This window comes from Candidatus Beckwithbacteria bacterium (genome assembly GCA_012797845.1).
GTDB lineage: Bacteria > Patescibacteriota > Microgenomatia > UBA1400 > UBA1449 > JAAZOH01.
The window spans coordinates 40,639-60,669 of sequence record JAAZOH010000025.1; the positions used below are offsets into that span (position 1 = coordinate 40,639).

Annotated in this window: 19 protein-coding genes; 17 read left to right on the top strand and 2 right to left on the bottom strand. The window is 33.5% G+C overall.

The genetic code is table 11. From position 1 onward, the window contains the following. Window position 1: 1 nt before the first annotated feature. Window positions 2–682: a class I SAM-dependent methyltransferase gene (locus GYA49_03475; protein ID NMC36083.1), complete on the top strand. Its 681-nt coding sequence runs from the start codon at window positions 2–4 to the stop codon at window positions 680–682. On the opposite strand, the gene GYA49_03480 is transcribed toward GYA49_03475, so the two are convergent. Next, window positions 632–1,918: a hypothetical protein gene (locus GYA49_03480; protein NMC36084.1), complete on the bottom strand. Its 1,287-nt coding sequence runs from the start codon at window positions 1,916–1,918 to the stop codon at window positions 632–634. The two genes, GYA49_03475 and GYA49_03480, sit on opposite strands and share 51 nt — an antisense overlap. A gap of 56 nt (window positions 1,919–1,974) precedes the next feature. On the opposite strand from GYA49_03480, the gene GYA49_03485 reads away from it, so the two are divergent. The 11 genes from GYA49_03485 to pseB all read left to right on the top strand — a co-directional run bounded on the left by GYA49_03485 (window position 1,975) and on the right by pseB (window position 14,657). Further along, window positions 1,975–2,931: an NAD-dependent epimerase/dehydratase family protein gene (locus tag GYA49_03485; protein ID NMC36085.1), complete on the top strand. Its 957-nt coding sequence runs from the start codon at window positions 1,975–1,977 to the stop codon at window positions 2,929–2,931. Window positions 2,932–2,977: 46 nt separating this feature from the next. Further along, window positions 2,978–4,324 carry an NAD(P)-binding protein gene (locus tag GYA49_03490; GenBank protein ID NMC36086.1) on the top strand — a complete coding sequence of 449 codons (1,347 nt, stop codon included), beginning with the start codon at window positions 2,978–2,980 and terminating at the stop codon, window positions 4,322–4,324. Beyond that, the gene (locus GYA49_03495) at window positions 4,321–5,925 is read left to right on the top strand and encodes a hypothetical protein (GenBank protein NMC36087.1); all 1,605 of its coding nucleotides are present in this window, start codon (window positions 4,321–4,323) and stop codon (window positions 5,923–5,925) included. The genes GYA49_03490 and GYA49_03495 overlap by 4 nt, the downstream gene beginning before the upstream one ends. Before the next feature lie 3 nt (window positions 5,926–5,928). Further along, entirely contained in the window at window positions 5,929–7,503 is a 1,575-nt protein-coding gene (locus tag GYA49_03500) for a glycosyltransferase family 39 protein (GenBank protein ID NMC36088.1), read from the top strand. 44 nt (window positions 7,504–7,547) lie between these two features. After that, on the top strand, window positions 7,548–8,537 hold the full coding sequence (locus GYA49_03505; protein NMC36089.1) for a hypothetical protein: 990 nt from the start codon (window positions 7,548–7,550) through the stop codon (window positions 8,535–8,537). Continuing rightward, window positions 8,527–9,498: a flippase-like domain-containing protein gene (locus GYA49_03510; protein ID NMC36090.1), complete on the top strand. Its 972-nt coding sequence runs from the start codon at window positions 8,527–8,529 to the stop codon at window positions 9,496–9,498. Before GYA49_03505 ends, GYA49_03510 begins: the two co-directional genes overlap by 11 nt. Then, window positions 9,495–10,508: an acyltransferase gene (locus GYA49_03515; GenBank protein NMC36091.1), complete on the top strand. Its 1,014-nt coding sequence runs from the start codon at window positions 9,495–9,497 to the stop codon at window positions 10,506–10,508. Before GYA49_03510 ends, GYA49_03515 begins: the two co-directional genes overlap by 4 nt. A 64-nt stretch (window positions 10,509–10,572) precedes the next feature. Then, window positions 10,573–11,511 carry a GDP-L-fucose synthase gene (locus GYA49_03520; GenBank protein ID NMC36092.1) on the top strand — a complete coding sequence of 313 codons (939 nt, stop codon included), beginning with the start codon at window positions 10,573–10,575 and terminating at the stop codon, window positions 11,509–11,511. Further along, a complete protein-coding gene (locus GYA49_03525; protein ID NMC36093.1) occupies window positions 11,501–12,319 on the top strand; it encodes an ABC transporter permease in 819 nt (272 codons plus the stop codon). The genes GYA49_03520 and GYA49_03525 overlap by 11 nt, the downstream gene beginning before the upstream one ends. A gap of 2 nt (window positions 12,320–12,321) precedes the next feature. Beyond that, the gene (locus GYA49_03530) at window positions 12,322–13,563 is read left to right on the top strand and encodes an ABC transporter ATP-binding protein (protein ID NMC36094.1); all 1,242 of its coding nucleotides are present in this window, start codon (window positions 12,322–12,324) and stop codon (window positions 13,561–13,563) included. Continuing rightward, window positions 13,560–14,657, top strand: a complete 1,098-nt coding sequence (gene pseB / locus GYA49_03535) for a UDP-N-acetylglucosamine 4,6-dehydratase (inverting) (protein ID NMC36095.1) — start codon at window positions 13,560–13,562, stop codon at window positions 14,655–14,657. Before GYA49_03530 ends, pseB begins: the two co-directional genes overlap by 4 nt. Before the next feature lie 25 nt (window positions 14,658–14,682). On the opposite strand, the gene GYA49_03540 is transcribed toward pseB, so the two are convergent. Beyond that, on the bottom strand, window positions 14,683–15,540 hold the full coding sequence (locus GYA49_03540) for a tetratricopeptide repeat protein (GenBank protein NMC36096.1): 858 nt from the start codon (window positions 15,538–15,540) through the stop codon (window positions 14,683–14,685). A gap of 53 nt (window positions 15,541–15,593) precedes the next feature. Between GYA49_03540 and pseC the strand changes: the two genes are divergently transcribed. From pseC to pseH, 5 genes are read left to right on the top strand one after another with little or no spacing between them, the layout of a single operon-like run. Then, the gene (pseC, locus tag GYA49_03545) at window positions 15,594–16,760 is read left to right on the top strand and encodes a UDP-4-amino-4,6-dideoxy-N-acetyl-beta-L-altrosamine transaminase (protein NMC36097.1); all 1,167 of its coding nucleotides are present in this window, start codon (window positions 15,594–15,596) and stop codon (window positions 16,758–16,760) included. A 2-nt stretch (window positions 16,761–16,762) separates the two neighbouring features. Next, window positions 16,763–17,536, top strand: coding sequence for a TIM barrel protein (locus GYA49_03550; GenBank protein NMC36098.1), 774 nt, complete (start codon window positions 16,763–16,765; stop codon window positions 17,534–17,536). Next, the gene (pseI, locus tag GYA49_03555; GenBank protein ID NMC36099.1) at window positions 17,520–18,566 is read left to right on the top strand and encodes a pseudaminic acid synthase; all 1,047 of its coding nucleotides are present in this window, start codon (window positions 17,520–17,522) and stop codon (window positions 18,564–18,566) included. Before GYA49_03550 ends, pseI begins: the two co-directional genes overlap by 17 nt. Before the next feature lie 9 nt (window positions 18,567–18,575). Next, entirely contained in the window at window positions 18,576–19,484 is a 909-nt protein-coding gene (locus GYA49_03560; protein ID NMC36100.1) for a methyltransferase domain-containing protein, read from the top strand. A gap of 18 nt (window positions 19,485–19,502) precedes the next feature. After that, entirely contained in the window at window positions 19,503–20,030 is a 528-nt protein-coding gene (gene pseH, locus GYA49_03565; GenBank protein NMC36101.1) for a UDP-4-amino-4,6-dideoxy-N-acetyl-beta-L-altrosamine N-acetyltransferase, read from the top strand. Window position 20,031: the final 1 nt, after the last annotated feature.

Genomic DNA, 20,031 nt, shown 5'->3' on the forward strand with positions numbered 1-20,031 from the left:
AATGCCATACATTTATAAAGGCACTGATCCTTTTTCTTCCCACAATAAAATCGCCAGATTAGTTGTTAATCACAAATCCCCTATCACCGATATTTTAGATGTTGGTTGCAACAAAGGTTTTATCGGCCAGGTTTTAAAAGAAAATGGTTGGCAAGGTCAAATTAGTGGCCTTGATAAAGATAAAACCTATAAAAAAGATGTCTTAAAATTAAAATACAAAAAATTTTATGAAATTAATTTAGAAGACACTTTTAAACTTGAGGGCAAATTTGACGCTATTATTATTGGTGATGTTCTAGAACATTTAGTCAACCCAATACGCGCTTTAAAACAACTGAAAACTTACCTTAAACCAAAAGGCATTTTTATTATCTCTTTGCCAAATATTGCCAATTTCTATATTCGCCTTTCGTTACTTTTAGGTAAATTTGATTATGCTGAAAAAGGGATTTTGGATATAGATCACAAATATTTTTATACTCAAAAAACAGCTTTAGCTATGCTTAAAAAATCAACTTTGAAAATTAAGAAGGTTAAACCCACCCCAATTCCCCTTCCTGCCGTACACCCACTTTTTCAAATCAAAAAACCCTTGTTTGTATTCCATGGTTTTTCAGATGTGATAACCAGATCATATCCGCGTTTTTTTGCTTACCAATTTATTTTTGTGTGCACAGTTTGATTTTTCTGCTTCTAAAAAAACCGCTCCTATCAAAAACACCATAGTCAAATATCCAACATAATTGTCCATAAAAAACCTGGAAAACAGCCAAAAAACCGTCAGAAAAATACCATAAGCAAAAACCAGAGAACTGATGGTTAAACGCTTTTTAAACCAGATAAAAAGAAATATCAATAAAGGTAGGCCTACAATTAACTGCAAAACAAAAAAGGGGAAATAAGCTGTGTCACTAGCTATAAAACCTGTTTCTAATAAAAGTTCAGATATCCCAATACCAGTGATAAAATAGCTGGTTGCCAGTCCTCCACCTGGGAAAAGGTAAACATCTTCAACAAAACTCCGTCCATCCCAAAGCAAAAAACTGCCAAAAAAAATTAAAGTTAAAACAAAAAAAGGCCAGGTTTTCAAAAAGATCGATTTTACTTTTTCTAAAATCTCCTGATTTTGATAAATTTGCCAAAGATAGAAAAAATAAAATGGCAAGAGCAACCAACTTGATTGTTTACTAGCAATTGCCAGTCCTAAAATAGCTGATGAAGCTAGTATTTTGCGTTTATAAAGTAAATACAAGCTTAAAAAGACCCAAGCAAAAACAAAAATATCATTCCGACCTTCAATAAAAAAATGAATAAAAATAGGATTAAAAATAAATAGAGTCAGATATAAAATTTTCTTATCAAGGTTTTTAAATAATTTCCAAATTAAATAGATTGGAATTAAAAAAATCAATCCATGAACCATCCGCTCATCAAAAAAACCAAAAATGGTTTCAGTTGGATAGGAAAGTATTAGTGAAAATAAGGGGTAAAAAGGTAAAGTAACAAAATGATATAAAGCTCGGTTTAAGCGCTCTTCCTGATACCAAGCTTCTTGAGCTGTCCCAAAGTAGTCTTGTGTGTAAGGGTTTTTGCCTTGCTTTAAATATTTGATCGCTTCTTCAAGTTGAATAGGGTTATCATGAACCGGATAACTATTGCCTAGTTGGTGACGCAAATTAATAGCCGTATAAAAACTTTTACCAACTGTCAGAAGTACTAACAGGCTAAAAATAGCAATCTTGCCGTATGTATAAAGTTTGCGATTGAGTTGTTTTTTATTTAAATCTAGATATAAAAAAACGATAATTAAAACAAAATAAAGAGGAAAAAGTTTAATATTAAACGTACTGGCTTTAACCCAAACATTGCCTTGGGTAAAGAAAAAGCTCAAAATAAAAATCAGTAAAAAATCAAGCATAGTCCACAATTTAAATCACAACTTTATCTTAACAAAATATGGTATTATCTCCAAAGATGGCAAGCAAAACTCTTTTAATCACTGGCGGGGCAGGCTTTATTGGATCTTCTCTTATTGCCAAAATTATAGATCAATATCAGATTGTTTGTGTTGACAATTTTAATTCATATTACAATCCCAGCTGGAAAGAAGACAATGTCAAACCTTTTTTAACTCATCCTAATTTTAGATTATACAAAAGCAATATCGTTAATTTAGAAGATTTACGCCAGATTTTTAAAAACCACCACTTTGATAAAATTGTTCATTTAGCAGCTCGAGCCGGCGTCAGGCCTTCTATTGCTCAACCACTACTCTATGAAAAAGTTAATGTTCAAGGTACGCTCAATCTTTTAGAACTGGCTAAAGAGTATAAAATTCCTCATTTTATTTTTGCTTCCAGTTCTTCGGTTTATGGGAATCAGAATAAAGTTCCATTTAGTGAAACTGATCCGGTCAATGAGCCAATTTCTCCTTATGCTGCTACCAAAAAAGCTGGAGAAATGTTGTGTTATACCTATGCCCATCTTTATAAAATCAAAACTACTTGCTTACGCTTTTTTACTGTTTATGGGCCTAAAGGCCGGCCTGATATGGCTCCTTACCTTTTTACCAAAGCTATCTTATCTGGCGAACCGATTACCAAGTTTGGTGACGGCAAAAGCAAGCGGGATTATACCTATATTGATGATATTGTAGCTGGCGTTATCAAAACCATTGAGCAACAATTTGATTTTGAAATTTTTAATTTGGGCAATAATCAACCAGTTGAGCTCAATGAATTTATTAAAACGATTGAGGAAGTGACTGGTAAAATCTTAGAAACGGTTGATTTGCCAATGCAAGCTGGTGATGTTACTCAAACTTATGCCAACATCGAAAAGGCTAAAAAACTTCTTGCCTGGGAACCCAAAACTTCCCTAAAAGAAGGCTTAACTAAATTTGTTAACTGGTACCAACAGGCTAGAAACTAATTTTTCTATTCCCCAATTCTAAACTCATCAAGTATAATGCAAGACAATGGCTAAAGATGTAAACCATATTACTATTTTAGGTGGTGGTCCAGCCGGACTGGCCATGGCTTTTTATGCCCATAAAACCAAGTTGCCACTCACTCTTTATGAAGCTCAAGCTCAAGTGGGAGGCACCTGTCAAACCTTTAAATTTGAAGGGTTTCGCTATGATAGTGGCGCTCACCGCTTTCATGATAAAAATCCTCGTATTACCAAAGAAGTAGTTAGTCTCATGGGCAAGGATCTTAAAAAGATTTATGTCCCCACTCAAATTTACCAAAATGGCAAATTTATCGATTTTCCTTTAAGGCCTATTAATTTATTTAAACATTTAGGACCAATTACATTTATTAAAGCTGGATTTGAAGTAGTGTTTAACCAGCTTTTCTCCAGTAGGCAGAAGAGAAGTTTTGCTGATTTTGCCATTACCACCTATGGCCAAACTATTGCTAATTTATTGCTACTTAAATATTCAGCCCGACTTTGGGGCCGACCTTGCCAGCAATTATCTTTAAGCATTGGCGGCAAACGTTTCAAGGGCCTCAACCTAAAGTCTTTTCTAACTGAAGCCTTGCTAGGCGAAAAAGCCCGCATTGAACATTTAGAAGGAGCTTCATTTTATTATCCTGATCTTGGCATTGGTATGATCATGGACCGGCTTATTCAAGATATTGATCAAAAAGATATTAAAACCAAATCTAAAATTACTAAAATTTTTCACAATGGCAAAAAAATTGAAGCAATAGAAATTAATGGCAAAACTAAAACACCTGTTGATCAGCTGGTTAGTTCTTTACCTATTTCTTATTTTTTACAAATCATGGATCCCAAACCACCAAAAGCAATTTTAGAACTAGCTCAGGACTTACAATTCAGAGATATGATTTTAGTAGCCGTTTTTATTAATAAAGCAAGCATTACCAAATCAGCCACGGTTTATTTTCATGATAAAGACTATTTATTTACCCGTATTTACGAGCCCAGAAACCGCTCAGGCTTTATGTCGCCTAAAGGAAAAACTTCTTTAGTTGCCGAAATCCCCTGCCAAAAAGGGGATAGCTACTGGCAAACTGATGACCAAGAATTAGTTGATCAAGTTGTCAAAAAATTGATTAAAGCTGGCTGGCTTAAAAAAGAAAATATTATCGCCACTCAAGTCAAACGAATGGAAGCTACCTACCCAATTCTTGAGCTTGGTTATGAGCAGAAAGTTGCTCAGGTTAATGAGTACCTGAAACGCTTTCCTAATTTATATTTAACTGGTCGCAATGGTAAATTTGTTTATTCCTGGATTCATAATATGATGGAATATGCCCAGGAAATTATTGCTCAAATTAAACCTCAAGCAAAATGAATTTCTTCCAAACTAATTCAGCTAAACAAAGAGCAATTTTAATTTTAAGTTTTATTGTTCTTTTTCTTATTGCATGTCTTTTTGTCCTATCTTTATTTAGATATTTTAATCACGATGGCTTTGAGCATATCCATACCACCTGGTATCTAACGCAAGGGAAAGTTCCATACAAAGATTTTTACCAGCATCACAATCCTCTGTTTTGGTATCTTTTATATCCGATTGTATTTTTATTACAAAATAATAGTTTTATTTTGATATCTGCAAGAGTTTTAATGTGGTTACTAGCTGTTGGCATCGGTATTACAACTTACTTTCTTTGTTTTAAGGTAAGTAGGCAAAAAATTCTCAGTCTTTTTTCAGTTCTACTTTTACTGGCTTGCCCATTTTTTCTAGGTTCAGCTATAGAAATCCGCCCCGATGTACCTCAAGTTCTTTTTGGCTTAACTTCCATCTATTTTTTATTGGATTTTTTTGACAAAAATTCAAAAAAAAGCTTAACCATTTCGTCTTTTTTTGTTTCGTTTTCTTTTCTTTTCTTGCAAAAAACTATTTTTTTACTTACAGCCTATGCTTTCCTTTTTATGTATGAATTTCTTAGAAAAAAAATAGCTATCAAACAAATTGTGTTTTTTGTTTTAGTTTTTTTAATTCCACAGTTTATTTTTATTCTATGGCTGTACATTAATAACGCTTTGCCTGATTATATTCTAACTAGCTGGCAAATGAACGTAGCTCGCAAAGATTCAGTTTCTCCTTTTTGGATTGTAAAAAGTATTTATGGTTTAGCGTTTTTTGGTAGCTGCATTATTTCTAGTCTAGGGATACTGAGTATCAAAATATTTACTCAAACTCAAAAAAAACTTGCCTTTTTAAGTTTAACCTTATTGGCTTCAGTTTTTATTGTTCCATATGCTTATTTGCAATATTTTTTATTTAGCATTCCGCTGCTTATTATCAATTTAGCATTATTTAGTGCTTACTTTTTAAAAAAAATACAGAATATTTTTAATATACATATTGTTTTCATTTTGATCTTGGGTTCTATTGTCCTCTTTTTCATACATCCTTATTTACAGGAAACTAAATTATTTGCCCTAGTTTTTTTTATTTTTGCTTGTATAGCCATGTACCTTATTAAACCTAAGGCTATGTATACATATGCAGCTTTATCTATATGTCTAACCCTGTATTTTTGCCCTACATATCTTCATTATTCCCATCTTTGGAAGCAAAATAAAACTAATATTAAACAGCGTAAGATCATTGATTTAGTTGTTAAAAACACCAAACCAGAAGATATGGTTTATGACGGCAATATCAACTATAATTTATTCCGTCCTGATCTACATTATTTTTGGTATTCAATTAAAGAAAATAGAGGCCTAGGAACATACAATCGGCTAACTAATAATAAATATGGAAATTTTAATCTTTGCAGCTTGATTGAAAATCAAAAACCAGCAGTAATTTCAGGCTTTGGTTACAACATTGATCAATGTGGTTTGAAAAAATACTATCAAAAAATTATAACTAAGAAAGATTATGTAGTTGCTATTTATGTAAGAAAAGATTTAAATATTTCACCTACTGAACTTTAAACCATGCAAAAAATAAATAAAACCATAGCCCACTATTTCACTTACTTGCTTTTAGCAATCTTATTTATTCTAAGTATTAATCTGTCTTACAATGCTATTTTTAGACATTTTGACCATGATGAATATGAACACATTCATACTACCTGGTACCTTACTCAAAGCCAACTCCCATACAAAGATTTTTACCAACACCACAATCCTCTGTTTTGGTACGCCTTAGCACCAATAGTTGCTATTTTTAATAGTAGCTCTTCGGTTTTGATAGCTGGGCGAATTTTCATGCTTTTACAAGTCTTAGCTATGGGTTTTTTAGTTTTTAAAATCACTAAGCTTATTACTAAAAATATTCAAACTTCACTACTAGCTCCTATTTTTTTATTTTCAACTCCATTTTTCATTGAAAAAAGTTATGAGATCCGTCCCGATGTGCCACAGGTCCTTTTTGGACTAGCTTCTATCTACTTTCTCTTTCATTTTCTGGAAACTAAAAGAGTGAAATCTTGGATCTTATCAGCCGTACTTGCCACTTTTTCTTTTCTTTTTTTACAAAAAACTATTTTTTTACTGATAGCCTATGTTCCGGTTTTTTTATATTTACTAGTTACTAAAAAAATAGCTATTAAACACATTTTGTTTTACGGCTTGGCATTTTTAGCTCCTCTTTTACTTTTTGCTATTTATTTATATGGTAATCAGATATTTCCTGATTATATTCTAACTAACTGGCTAATGAACAATAGTCGCACTGATTCTTTCTCGCCCACTTGGATTATAAAGACTAATTATGGAGCCTTTTTCTTTAGTATAACTATAATTAGCTCAATTGTTCTTTTACTTTTCAAAAAGTTTTCGCTTTCTACAAAAATCGTTGCTTTTTTGGCTCTTGCCTTACTAGCATCTATATTAATGGTAAACTATCCCTATCTTCAGTATTTTTTATTTCCATTACCATTACTTAGTGTTTGTTTGGCGATTTTTATCAGCAAAATTCATTTAAAATTTAATCCTAAATCAAAGCTTATATTCACTATTTTAGGATCAATTGGTATTTTAGCCTTATCTTTTTTTTATGGGAAATGGCAAATTACATTGCCTGTTTTTATAGTTTTAATTATTTTGTCTGCAATATATTTGGGTTTGCATTATAAAAAGTTGGTTTATGGGCAAATTCCCCAACTTTGTTTGATTATTTTATTGATTTTACCTGCTTATTATTTTTCTTATGAAACTGCTACTCAAAAAAGCAACAGCTTAGATCGAAAAGTGATTGATTTGGTTCTTACCAATTCAAGACCAACTGATAAAGTTTATGACGGCAATATCAACTATAATTTATTCCGTCCTGATCTACATTATTTTTGGTATTCGATTGGCAAAGACAGGGGACTGGATACGTATAATCGTTTGACCAATAATAAGTATGGTGACTTTAATACCTGCAATTTAGTTATAACGTATAAACCTAAATTTATCTCTGACTATGGTTTAGATATAAAAACTTGCGGCCTGGAAGGAACATATATGGAAGTAATTAATCGAGGCCAGTATTTAGATGCGATTTATATCCGTAAAAACTAAGACTCTATTCATCTCTCAATATCCTCGCGTATAATACTTTTACTATGTTTGGCAAAAAACTTTCCCCAAAACTATTACTTTTTCTTCCAATTGCTACTTATCTAGTTTCTTACATTTACTTGGCTTTTTATCATCATAAATTTTGGCTTTGGAATGTAGTAGTTCATGAAGGCGGGGAATATACCCTACTACAAACCACTTTATATGCTTCACATTTTTTAGGCCATATTCCTGTTCACACCCTTTTGGCCTTTTTGCTCCTTGGTTTGTATTTAATTCTTACCAAGCCTAAAACTATTAGCTCAAACCATATTTCCAGCTTTATATTAATAGTTTTACTCTTAGCTTTTCTCGCTACCTCAGTACTTATCAGCAACAATCTGTTTGGCTGGCACGACACTTGGCTTTATATCGCACAAGGCAAGCAAAGCCTAGCAACATACGGGGAAGGTGGTTCCTGGAATTTGCATATCCCTAGCACCATGTTACTTTTTTTCTTACTCCCGATGTATGTTTTGCTTATAAAATATTTGTTTTCGAGAAAGATCGAATTTTCTAAACAAGGCTTGAGTTTAATTGCTATTGCCTTTGGTCTTTTTGTAGCTATGACTTTACTGGTTAATACCAATCCTATTAGTGCTATTATTTCAATTTGGCAAACCCCTCGCTACCTAGCTCACAGCATCCGGGAACTGGCCACTTTCCCTCTCACCTATTTTCCAATTCCTTTGTATTTTTATATAAGAAATGAAGCTAAAGCTAAAAATCAAGTCAAATTAAACAAAGTAACTCTAATTATCATCTTACTTTTTTTCATTGGGTTTTTAGGGATTTTGTATCAAGCTGTAATCTCTTTACATAGCGATGTTGGTTCTATTGCCCAAAAGCCTGATTTTGCTAAAAATGGCGAACTTTCTATTATCTATTTACTCGCCTCACATTATTTTGAACATTTTCTCGATACTATTTATTTCACCTTGTTAAGCCTGTTGCTTTATATTCAGGCAATTAAACTTTTTCATTATGAAAAATAAATCTTGGCTCATTCATTTTTTTTCTCTTGGTCTTGGGTTTTTCCTGCTTTTTTTGTTAATTAAAAAAATTGGCACTAATGATTTTTGGCAAATCTTAAAACATACTTCCTTGCTTTGGCTGTTAATTGCTATTGCTACATATTGTTCGTCTTGGTTTTTTCGAACTTTACGTTTACAAAAATTTACGACTTTCAACCAGGGGCAAATTTCCTTTTTTAATCTTTTTAAACTACGGATTTCTGGCTTTGCCCTCAATTCATTGTTACCGGGAAAACTAGGTGATGCGGCCACTATTGGCTATCTTAAACTTCATGGTCTTAAAATCGGTCCTAGTGCTGCCATTGTGTTCCAAGTTAGAGTTTTAGATTTATTGTCTTTTATTTTACTGTCCCTACCGGCTTTACTTCTTTTTAAAGATAAAAGCAATCAGCCACTCAACCAGCTTTTACTTGTCAGTGCTATTGTTATTTTAATAATTTTTGCAATTACACTAACCGATAAACACACCGGTTTTGGGCGGTGGTTTCGGCTTTTTGGCAAAAGATTTTCCAATTTAAAACTGCAAAAAGTTTTTGATAAATTAGCTGATTTATATGAAAGCTATACCGCCATGGTTGCTCACAAACGTTTTCTGATAATCTCAATTTTGTTATCACTACTTATTTGGTTTATTGAGGGTCTAACGGCTTTTGTAGTTGCCAAAGCCATTGGTAGCACTATAAGCTTGCCGCTACTTATTGTTGCTTTGTCACTGGCTAATATTAGTAAAATTTTTCCTATTACTCCGGGTGGCATTGGTATTTATGAAACCGTTTTTGCTAGTAGTTTAAGTTTTTTTGGGATTCCTTTTGATCAAGCCTTAATGGTGGGAATTTTTGATCATAATTTGAAAAAATTATTTAATATTGTCATCGGCATTCCTTTTACTAGCACTACCAGTAAGAAATTTTTAAAACTATGAAACAAATAGCTAAACACAGTAAAAGCGAAGCCATTAACATCCTGACAAGTCTATTGATTTTTTGTGTTTTATTTCTTCATCGCGGTTTTTACACCATGAAATTTATTAGTGTTTCAAATTTTGGTTTTAATGCTCTGGCTTACTTTGCAGTAGGTGGTTTTATTTTTCTTTCCGGCTATAAGCTCACTAAATCAAAGCTGCAGAACTCTTTTACTGCCTTTTGGAAAAACCGCTTTACCAGAATTTATCCTTTATATCTTTTAGCTATTATTAGTTATGTTTTAATCATTTATTCAACAGCTTCATGGCAAGAAATAGTCAAACACTTGCTGCTAATTCAAATTTTTATTCCTCATCTTCTGGGTCAAAATTTTCTGACACTCTATTTTGTGGGTCTTATTTTTGCTTATTATTTGTTTTTTAGCCTGACCAAATCGTTGCTTAAAAAACCACTGTTGTTTTTACTGGCCTATGGAATTGCTATGACAAGCATTGTGGGCGCAGCTTTTCTGACCCGTAATTCTTGGCAGCTTATTGAACCACGCCTTATCTTATATTTGACCATGTTTGCTGGCAGTATGCTTTTTGCTTATTATGAGGAATTTTTACCAAAAGCTAAACCGTTTATTATCGCTCTTAGCTTTATAATTCCCATACTGTGTTTGCTTTTACTCAAACACCATAGCTTACTGGAACCAGCTCATTTTTTTGCCAAACCTGGGTTTATTACTCTTATAATTGCTCCAATTTTTATAAGTTTTTATTATGGTTTTATCAATTTACCTTTCAAAAAAAATAGGCTAACTCAAGCAGCGGCTTACATTTCTCAAGCTTCATTTGCTATGTTTTTGTTTCACCGCCCTATTTGGGAACTCATGAAAAAAATCTACCCAACTTACTGTTTTACCCAATGGCTCTTTATTCTTGGCTTGGGAATCCCGCTTATCATCATAGTTTCGGCTCAAATCCAAAATAGTTACACCAAACTTCTTGGTAAATTGCAACAATAGCATTGCGATTTTGTAAAATAATAAGTTGATTAATTAGACTAGCTACGCTAGTATGTAAGCCTGTATGAAAGATAATTTTTGGCAAAATAAAAGAGTTTTAATTACCGGTGCTCACGGCTTTTTAGGTAGCCACTTAGTAAGGCAGCTGAAAAAACTAAAACCTAGGCAGTTGCGAATTCCTACTTCTAAAGAACTGGATCTGACTCAAAATCAAAATTGTATCAAGGCCGTTGAAAACATTGATCTAGTCATTCATTTAGCAGCCAAGGTTGGCGGCATTGGTTTTAACCAACAATATCCTGGAACTTTGTTTTATGACAATTTGGTGATGGGTGCTCATTTGATGGAAGCAGCCCGAAAAGCTGGGGTCAAAAAATTTGTGGCCCTTGGTACCATTTGCGCGTATCCAAAATTTACACCAATTCCTTTTAAAGAGGAAAATTTGTGGAATGGCTATCCTGAAGAAACCAATGCTCCCTATGGTTTGGCTAAAAAAATGCTGTTAGTTCAAGCTCAGGCCTATCGTCAACAATACAGCTTTAATGCTATTTTCTTATTACCCGTTAATTTGTATGGCCCTGGTGATAATTTTGATCCCAAATCTTCCCATGTCATTCCAGCTCTTATAAAAAAATTTATTGATGCTAAAGAAAGTGGCAAAAAAACTGTGACTATTTGGGGAACTGGTAACCCTACTCGGGAATTTTTGTATGTTGAAGACGCTGCTAAAGGGATTATTTTGGCCAGTGAAAAATACAACAAAGCTGATCCGGTCAATCTAGGAAGCAGTAATGAGATTTCTATCAGAGCGTTGGTTGAACTCATTCAGGAACTAACAGAGTTTAAAGGCCAAATTATTTGGGATAAGACAAAGCCAGACGGTCAGCCTAGACGTAAACTGGATATTTCAAAAGCCAAAACTGAGTTTGGCTTTGAGGCTTCTACTGATTTTAAAAAGGGACTTAAAAAAACTATTGAATGGTATCAAAAATATGGTAGATAAAATTACAATAATTAAACCTCAACAAGGTTTTATTTCTATAAATTTCAAAGAGCTTTGGAGATATCGGGAACTACTATTAGCCCTAATGATAAGAGACATTAAGGTGCGATATAAACAAACATACTTAGGGATAGCTTGGGCCATCATGCAACCATTTACTCAGATGGTTGTGTTTAGCTTCTTTTTTGGTAAACTGGCAAAAATTCCTTCGGATGGAGTTCCTTATCCCATCTTCTCGTATTCTGGATTAATCCTTTGGACTTTTTTTAGCAATAGCATTAGTGCAGTTAGCAATAGCATGATAAACAGCTCTACTATTATTAAAAAAGTATATTTTCCTAGGCTTATTTCTCCCATAGCTAGTTCTTTGGTTTATATAGTTGACTATATTATTGCTTTTACTATTTTGATCGGTTTAATATTTTTTTATAATTTCCCTTTACGCTTAGAATTTTTATTAATTCCCATGGTAGTATTTGGTACTTGGTTACTAAGCATTGGTGTTGGTTGTTTTCTAGCATCAATAAACATTCGTTATAGAGATGTTCGTTATGCTTTGCCGTTTTTTATTCAACTTCTTTTATACATTACGCCTGTCATTTACCCTGCATCAGTAGCTGGGCAATTTGAATGGATCGTCAATATAAATCCAATGACTGGATTTATGGAGCTTCATCGTTCTCTAATTTTGGGATTACCCATTAAAATCAATCAAATTATAATTTCACTTATAATTACAATAGTCTTTTTAGTAATTGGATTACTGACATTCAAAAAAATGGAAAAAAACATTGTTGATATTGTTTAATTATGAAGAAGGATTTAGCAATTCAAGTTAGCCAATTAAGCAAAAAGTATTTAATTGATACTTTTCATCATTCGCCTCCTGTTCCCCAAAATACATTATCTATTTTAAAAACCAATCTTTTTAATAAAAACAAAACTGAGATTTTTTGGGCTTTAAAAAATATTAATTTTAAGATTAAAAAAGGTGAAATTGTTGGTATTGTGGGTGCTAATGGAGCTGGAAAATCTACGCTTTTAAAGATTTTATCCCAAATAGTGGAGCCTACTTCAGGTGAAGTGAAACTTAGAGGTAAAATTTCTTCCTTGTTAGAGGTTGGCACTGGATTTAACCCTGAATTAACCGGAAGAGAAAACATATATCTAAATGGTGCCATTTTAGGCATGAGCCGCAAAGAAATTGAGAGAAAGTTCGATAACATAATTGACTTTAGTGGTGTAAAAAAATTTTTAGATGTGCCGATCAAAAGATATTCATCTGGAATGCAAGTAAGATTAGCTTTTTCTGTAGCAGCCCACCTTGATTCAGATATTTTACTTATTGATGAAGTGCTTGCAGTCGGAGATGTGGAATTTCAAAAAAAATGTTTAGGAAAAATTGATGATATTTCTAAAAACGAAAGTCGAACAGTTTTGTTTGTTAGTCACAATATTGGCATAGTTAAAAGATTATGCAATCGAATCATCTTACTAGAAAATGGAAAAGTAAAACTTGATGGCTCAAGCGACGACGCTATTGAGGAGTATTTCAAAGTAGATCATACTCCCACTGAAGGCAAGATTAATTTAAGTAGCGTTCCTAGAAGAGACAATCTGGTAAAAGCTATTACTTCATGTTGGTTTCAGTCTCTTGAAGGGAAAAGTAAAACTGTTTTTGCCATGGGTAAGCCAATGCAGATTTGCTATCATTTCAAATTAAATAAATCATATCCTGATCTTAATTTTACCTGTATGATTTTTAATATATACGGGGATAGAGTAACTACTTTATCAACCTTTCTTAATCAAAATAAGGTTTACAACAATATTAAAGAAGGAACAGTAATATTTAACGTCCCTTGTTTGCGATTAACTCCTGGTGCTTACAAAATAAGTTTATACCTTTTAGACAAAATTGGTAACTCTATAGATCGTACAGAAATGGCAGCAGAATTTAAAGTGATGCCAAACAATATCTTTTCATCTATATATACGTTTTCATCTGGTCATGGTTTTCTTTACTTAGATGCTACAATCGATGTGGTATGAATGATACTCATTTAAAATCAATTTTAATCACTGGTGGTACCGGCACCTTTGGCAGATCTTTTGCTAAAACTGTTTTAGAAAACTATCCCCATATAGAGAAAGTGGTTATCTTTTCCAGAGATGAGTTTAAACAGTTTGAAATGTCAAATCTAGACTGGTGCCAAAAACATCAAAAACGCTTACGTTTCTTTGTCGGCGACGTTCGTGATAAAGACAGGCTTTTGCGAGCTTTTTCTGGAATTGATGTGGTGGTTCATGCCGCTGCTCTAAAACAAATCCCTAGCTGTGAATATAATCCATTTGAAGCCATTAAAACTAATGTTTGGGGAGCGCAAAATGTTATCGAAGCCGCATTGGATTGCAAAGTCAAAAGAGTGGTTGCTCTTAGTACAGATAAAGCCTGTTCACCTATCAACCTTTATGGTGCCACCAAACTATGTAGCGATAAGCTCTTTATTTCAGCTAATTCTTATGCAGGTTTACAAGACACAAGATTTGCTGTGGTTCGCTATGGCAATGTAACTGGTAGCCGTGGCTCTCTAATTCCCTTTTTCCAAAAACTTGTTGAAGCTAAAGCTGACTCTATGCCTATTACCGATGAGCGGATGACCCGTTTTTGGCTCAATATCCATGAAGCGGTAGATTTGGTCTTACTGGCACTAAACAATACCTTAGGTGGTGAAATTTTTGTACCTAAAATTCCTTCAGTAAAGATTACTGACATTGCCAAAGCCATTGCTCCTCATATACCCATAAAAATAATTGGCATTAGACCTGGCGAGAAAATCCATGAAAAGATGATTAGTATTGATGATGCCCGCAATACCATCGAGTTTGACAACTATTTTGTGATTCAACCTGATTTAAATTTATCTTGGGCTAAAAGAACTAAAGCTGGGCTAAAAGGAACAAAAGTATCACCCGATTTTGAATACCATAGTGGTAATAATACCGACTGGCTAAATGTAGATCAAGTCAGAAAATTGATAAAAAAACTAAACCCCGAAAACGCTAATTCTAACAGAAATTTAAACGATAAAGTTACAATGAATAATCCCCAAAACGTAACTATCAATATTTACGAGTCAAAATAAAAAATAAAAAATGAAAAGTTGAAGTTTAAGCTAACTCTTCTAAAGCTTTGTTAATTATAATAGAATGTGTTTCCGCTCCAGATAAAATCTCTCCTTTGTCATTGAAACACAATTGCTTAGCTACTTCATATTGTTTACGAGCTTCTTCAGCATTTCCTTGAGCTCCCGCAATTCTACCAAGAGATATGTGAGCATTTCGTTGATTATGAACATCTCCAATTTTTTCAAATCCTCCCAGTGCCTTCACTTGATATCCAGTAGCCTGATCATAACCTTCAAGTTTTTCATAAGCTACTCCAAGTAGCTGTAGCGTCCTGTTATAGATTGCTTTATTTACCTCATTATCTGGATCTTGCTCAAGGACTGTCTGTCCATTTTCTAAACCTTTTTTATAGTACTTAATAGCATCTTCAATTCCTACGTCCTCTTGAACCCAAAGGCCAATCTCATTAAAGGCTTTGCTTATTTCGATACAGGGTTCAGGAGAAGTAGCTAAAATTTTTTCTATTTCATCAGCCATCCTACGAGATCCAACTATATCTTTGCTAAAGGGATGTGATTTTTGAGGTCTATCGCCAGTTCTAAAGAGGTAAAGTAGCCCAGCTTTAGCATTTAATAAAGCTGGAATATTACCTGTTTTTGCAGCATTGTATTCTGCAGCTGCTAGTACCATTTCTGCTTCCGCATAATTGGCTTGCATGGTTAGAGCCAATCCTCGTTCTAACATAGGGTAAGGATTACCTACTGAATCATGGGAATAGCATGGAGGAGTAGAGCTCAAAACTTCTTCATACGCCCCGACTCGATTTAAGCCTGCAAGCTCTGCAATATAGTGGTCTAAAGTAAAGTTTTCTGGAGTAGAAAAAAGTTCCTTTTTTCCCATATTACTCTGAATTATAAAATAATTTACAAGAAAAGCAATTTTTGAAATATGATATGATCTACCTTGATCATATGAGCCAAAATAAATTTTCTTACGGTCGACAATCTATTTCCCAGAAAGACATAACTGCAGTTACCAAAGTTTTACAATCAAACTTTCTTACTCAGGGCCCAAGCATTAAAGAGTTTGAAGAAAAATTTGCCAGTTATTGTGAGACCAGATATGCAGTAGCAGTCTGCAATGGCACTGCTGCTCTTCACCTTGCAGTACTAGCCCTTGAGCTTGATTCCAGCTCAGAAGCTATCACTTCCCCCATGTCCTTTGCTGCTTCAGCTAATTGCGTTTTGTATGCAAGAGCCAAAATTAACTTTGCTGATATCGATCCATACACTGGACTTATAGACCCAGCTGAATTAGCTAAAAAAGTAACCCCCAAAACTAAACTGTTGATTCCGGTCCACTATGCTGGCCAAGCTTGCAATATGGCTGCAATTGCCAAGCTAGCTAAAAAATACAAGCTCTACATTATTGAAGATGCAGCCCATGCTATTGGCAGCTCATACAAAAATAGGAAGATCGGCTCTTGCCAGTACAGTGACATGACTACCTTTTCTTTCCATCCCGTTAAAACTATTACTTCAGGTGAGGGCGGCATGATCACCACCAATAATAAAAAACTTTATGAAAAACTGCTGATGCTCCGTACTCATGGCATTACCAAGCAAAATTTTGTCAGCAAACCAGATGGGAATTGGTACTACGAAATGCAAGCTTTGGGCTACAATTACCGGCTAACCGATATTCAGGCTACTCTCGGACTTTCACAGCTGAGCCAAATCGAGAAGTTTAAAAAAAAGAGGTCAAAATTGGTAAACTTTTACGATAAAGCCTTTGCAAACGATCCCTGCTTTAAGGTTCTGGGCAAAGCTGCTAATTCTGATACTTGCTATCATCTTTACCCACTACTATTTCAATTTGATAAACTAAAAATTACAAAGCAACAGCTCTTTAAAGCTTTGCAAAAGAAGGGCTTATTTCTCCAGGTTCACTACATTCCCATCCATCTCCAACCCTACTACCAAAACTTAGGCTTTAAAAAAGGTGATTTCCCCAATGCTGAGCAATTTTATCAGCAAGAGTTGTCATTACCTCTATATGTTGACCTGACTATTCCTCAAGCCAAACAAGTTGTCAAAATTATTAAAGAACTAGCTCAATAACCATGCACCAGATTGGCTTAAAACTTTGGTCAACCAATGACTTTTATGTAGAGGAGGCACAAAAACTTTTTAGCAAAAAAGTTTATAACTATATTGAGCTCTATACAGTCCCCGACTCATACGCCAAATTTTATCGAATCTGGCGAAACTTAAATATTCCCTATATCATTCATGCTCCTCATTTTACCCATGGAGTTAATTTGGCCTCGAAGATAAACTTTAAAAAAAATATTGAGCTAATAGAAGAGGCTCAGCGTTTTGCCGATACCCTAAAGGCAAAATATATCATTGTGCATCCGGGATGTAATGGCGATATCAAAGAAACTGCAAGGCAGCTAGGACAAATTGATGATTCAAGAATTCTAGTAGAAAATATGCCCTATTTAGGAATCGAAGACGGTATTATCTGTAACGGAAGTACCTATAATGAACTACAGTATGTTCTAAGTCATACTAACAAAGGCTTTTGTCTGGATATTCATCATGCCTTTAGTTCATCAGCCTATCATAAAATTGATCCCATTTCTTTTGTAAAAAAGTTATTAACGTTAAGACCAAGCATGTTTCATTTGGCTGATAGCAAAACGACATATGTTAGAGATAAACATTTAAATATTGGCAAGGGCAATTTGCCAATTAAAGATATAATTAAACTAATACCAAACAATAGCTTTATAAGCTTAGAAACAAAAAAGCAAACCATACAAAATCTTAATGTTTTTATTGAAGATGTTTCAATCATCAAAGAACTAGAAAATTATGATCAAAATAAATAATCGCAAAATTGGAACTGACTACCCTCCTTATATCATCGCCGACCTTTCTGCAAACCATAATCAATCTTTAGATCGGGCATTAGAGATTGTGGAAAAAAGTCACGAAGCTGGTATTGATGCTTTAAAACTTCAAACATACACTGCCAGTTGTATGACACTAAATGTCAAAAAACCAAATTTTAAAATTTCAAACAAAACCAAATTATGGAAAGGTGAATACCTCTACTCCTTATATAAAAAAGCTCCTATTCCATGGGAGTGGCATAAACCAATTATGCAAAAATGTAAAAAATTAGGCCTTACTTGCTTTAGTACTCCGTTCAGTGAAAAAGGAGTAGATTTTTTAGAAAACTTGGATGTTCCATGTTATAAGGTTGCGTCTTTTGAAAATATCCATATACCTCTACTGAAGAAAATTGCTAAAACAAAAAAGCCAGTTATTATATCTACAGGCATGGCTAATGTAACTGAACTGGGCGAAGCTATACAAACGCTTAGGGAAAACGGATGCAGAGATGTAATACTTTTAAAATGTACAAGCACTTACCCTGCTGATGAAAGCGAATCAAACCTTAGAACTATTCCTCATATGAAAGACTTATTTAGCTGTGAGGTAGGGCTTTCAGATCACACCTTAGGTATTGGCGTTCCTTTGGCTAGTGTGGCTCTAGGTGCAACTGTAATTGAAAAGCATATTACCTTGAGAAGAAAGGATGGTGGTTTCGACTCTACTTTTTCCCTAGAGCCAAAAGAAATGAAAAGCTTAGTCATTGAAAGTAGACGGGCTTGGAAAGCTTTGGGAAAAATCAGCTATGAATCGACAAAAAAAGAACAAGCTAGTTTACAATTCAAAAGATCAATTTATATAGCAAAAGATATGAGAAAAGGTGAACAATTTACAAAGAAAAGTCTAAAAGTAATTCGTCCAGGATTTGGTCTAGCACCAAAATATTATGAACATGTTCTAGGTAAAAAAATTTCAAGAAATGTATCAAAGGGGACACCTTTAAAATGGGAATATGTAAATTGATTAAAATTTATGAATAAACAGAACTTAAACCAAATCAAGAAAATTTACGATCAAGGAGGTAATATTATACAGTTTCTAAAAAAAGGAAATTCTTCTCAAGCTAATTCAGATGAAATGGTTTTAATTAGCTATGACTTTCAAAGTGGTTCTTACATAAAATATGTACAAAGTAATCCAAAAGAGAAAGACCTCTATACAAAATCAATCGCAGCTGTAATTAACAATCTAAATGTAAAGTACGATTCAATTCTTGAAGCAGGAGTTGGTGAAGCAACTACTTTAGCAAGTCTTCTGCCTAAATTGAAAGCTAAACCCAAAGACACATATGGCTTTGATATTTCATGGTCAAGAATTAAATATGGTCAAGAGTATTTGAAAAAGAAAAGATTGTCGAAAGTGTTTTTGTTTGTAGGAGATCTATTCAATATACCAATTGCAGATAATGCAATAGATATTGTCTATACATCTCATTCTATCGAGCCTAATGGAGGCAAGGAAAAAGAAGCCTTAAAAGAACTGTATCGCATTACCAATAAATACCTAATTCTTTTAGAACCTGCCTATGAACTTGCAGATAAAAAAGCTAGAGAAAGAATGGAACACCATGGTTATATTAAAAATCTATATTCAACTGCTAAATCCTTGAAATATAATGTTTTAGACTACAAGCTATTTGATTACTATATAAACCCTCTTAATCCAACTGGTTTAATGATTATTAAAAAATCTCTACAAAATAAATTAACTAATAGTAAACCATTGCTCTGTCCTATAAGCAAAACTCCTCTGAGTTTTATAAGAGGTTCTTATTTTTCTAAAAAAGGTCTACTTGCTTACCCTATAATCGATAAGGTTCCTTGTTTGCTAAACGAAAACGCTGTTATAGCTACTCATTACCTGGACAGATTTACAAAGTAATTAGAAAATTTATATTGCATGAAAAAAGTAATTTTTTATGAACAATTAGAGTTAAAAAGCTTTGTTGTTTTGACTAAAAATGAAAAACAATTAGTCTATCAATGGAGAAATAACCAAAAAATAAGTAAGTGGATGATTAATCAAAATAAATTTTCCTATACAGAACATCTTCGATTTATAAAAAAATTAGCAAAGGATAATAATAATTTTCACTGGCTTGTCCAAAACAAAATAGATAAAGAATATCTTGGAGTATGCAATTTAGTTAATATAGATAAAAAACATAAACATTGTTACTTGGGAATATACGTAAATCCTAGTTTGCAAAATAAAGGATATGGAACTGACATTCTAAAAGTCTTAAAGCACATTGCTTACAATCTACTTAACATACATACCATAAAATTAGAAGTTTTTGAGCACAATAGCAGAGCCATTAATTTTTATAAAAAAAATGGTTTCAAAAAAGAAGGTTTACTTAAAGATTACATTTTGATAAACAATAAGTGGCACAACCTTCTTCTCATGGGCCATTTCCCCAAATAGT

Bases quoted from the DNA above. Each gene is read 5' to 3' on its own strand.
- GYA49_03475 (NMC36083.1), top strand. From the start codon at position 2: ATGCCATACATTTATAAAGGCACTGATCCTTTTTCTTCCCACAATAAA.
- GYA49_03480 (NMC36084.1), bottom strand. From the start codon at position 1,918: ATGCTTGATTTTTTACTGATTTTTATTTTGAGCTTTTTCTTTACCCAA.
- GYA49_03485 (NMC36085.1), top strand. From the start codon at position 1,975: ATGGCAAGCAAAACTCTTTTAATCACTGGCGGGGCAGGCTTTATTGGA.
- GYA49_03490 (NMC36086.1), top strand. From the start codon at position 2,978: ATGGCTAAAGATGTAAACCATATTACTATTTTAGGTGGTGGTCCAGCC.
- GYA49_03495 (NMC36087.1), top strand. From the start codon at position 4,321: ATGAATTTCTTCCAAACTAATTCAGCTAAACAAAGAGCAATTTTAATT.
- GYA49_03500 (NMC36088.1), top strand. From the start codon at position 5,929: ATGCAAAAAATAAATAAAACCATAGCCCACTATTTCACTTACTTGCTT.
- GYA49_03505 (NMC36089.1), top strand. From the start codon at position 7,548: ATGTTTGGCAAAAAACTTTCCCCAAAACTATTACTTTTTCTTCCAATT.
- GYA49_03510 (NMC36090.1), top strand. From the start codon at position 8,527: ATGAAAAATAAATCTTGGCTCATTCATTTTTTTTCTCTTGGTCTTGGG.
- GYA49_03515 (NMC36091.1), top strand. From the start codon at position 9,495: ATGAAACAAATAGCTAAACACAGTAAAAGCGAAGCCATTAACATCCTG.
- GYA49_03520 (NMC36092.1), top strand. From the start codon at position 10,573: ATGAAAGATAATTTTTGGCAAAATAAAAGAGTTTTAATTACCGGTGCT.
- GYA49_03525 (NMC36093.1), top strand. From the start codon at position 11,501: ATGGTAGATAAAATTACAATAATTAAACCTCAACAAGGTTTTATTTCT.
- GYA49_03530 (NMC36094.1), top strand. From the start codon at position 12,322: ATGAAGAAGGATTTAGCAATTCAAGTTAGCCAATTAAGCAAAAAGTAT.
- pseB (NMC36095.1), top strand. From the start codon at position 13,560: ATGAATGATACTCATTTAAAATCAATTTTAATCACTGGTGGTACCGGC.
- GYA49_03540 (NMC36096.1), bottom strand. From the start codon at position 15,540: ATGGGAAAAAAGGAACTTTTTTCTACTCCAGAAAACTTTACTTTAGAC.
- pseC (NMC36097.1), top strand. From the start codon at position 15,594: ATGATCTACCTTGATCATATGAGCCAAAATAAATTTTCTTACGGTCGA.
- GYA49_03550 (NMC36098.1), top strand. From the start codon at position 16,763: ATGCACCAGATTGGCTTAAAACTTTGGTCAACCAATGACTTTTATGTA.
- pseI (NMC36099.1), top strand. From the start codon at position 17,520: ATGATCAAAATAAATAATCGCAAAATTGGAACTGACTACCCTCCTTAT.
- GYA49_03560 (NMC36100.1), top strand. From the start codon at position 18,576: ATGAATAAACAGAACTTAAACCAAATCAAGAAAATTTACGATCAAGGA.
- pseH (NMC36101.1), top strand. From the start codon at position 19,503: ATGAAAAAAGTAATTTTTTATGAACAATTAGAGTTAAAAAGCTTTGTT.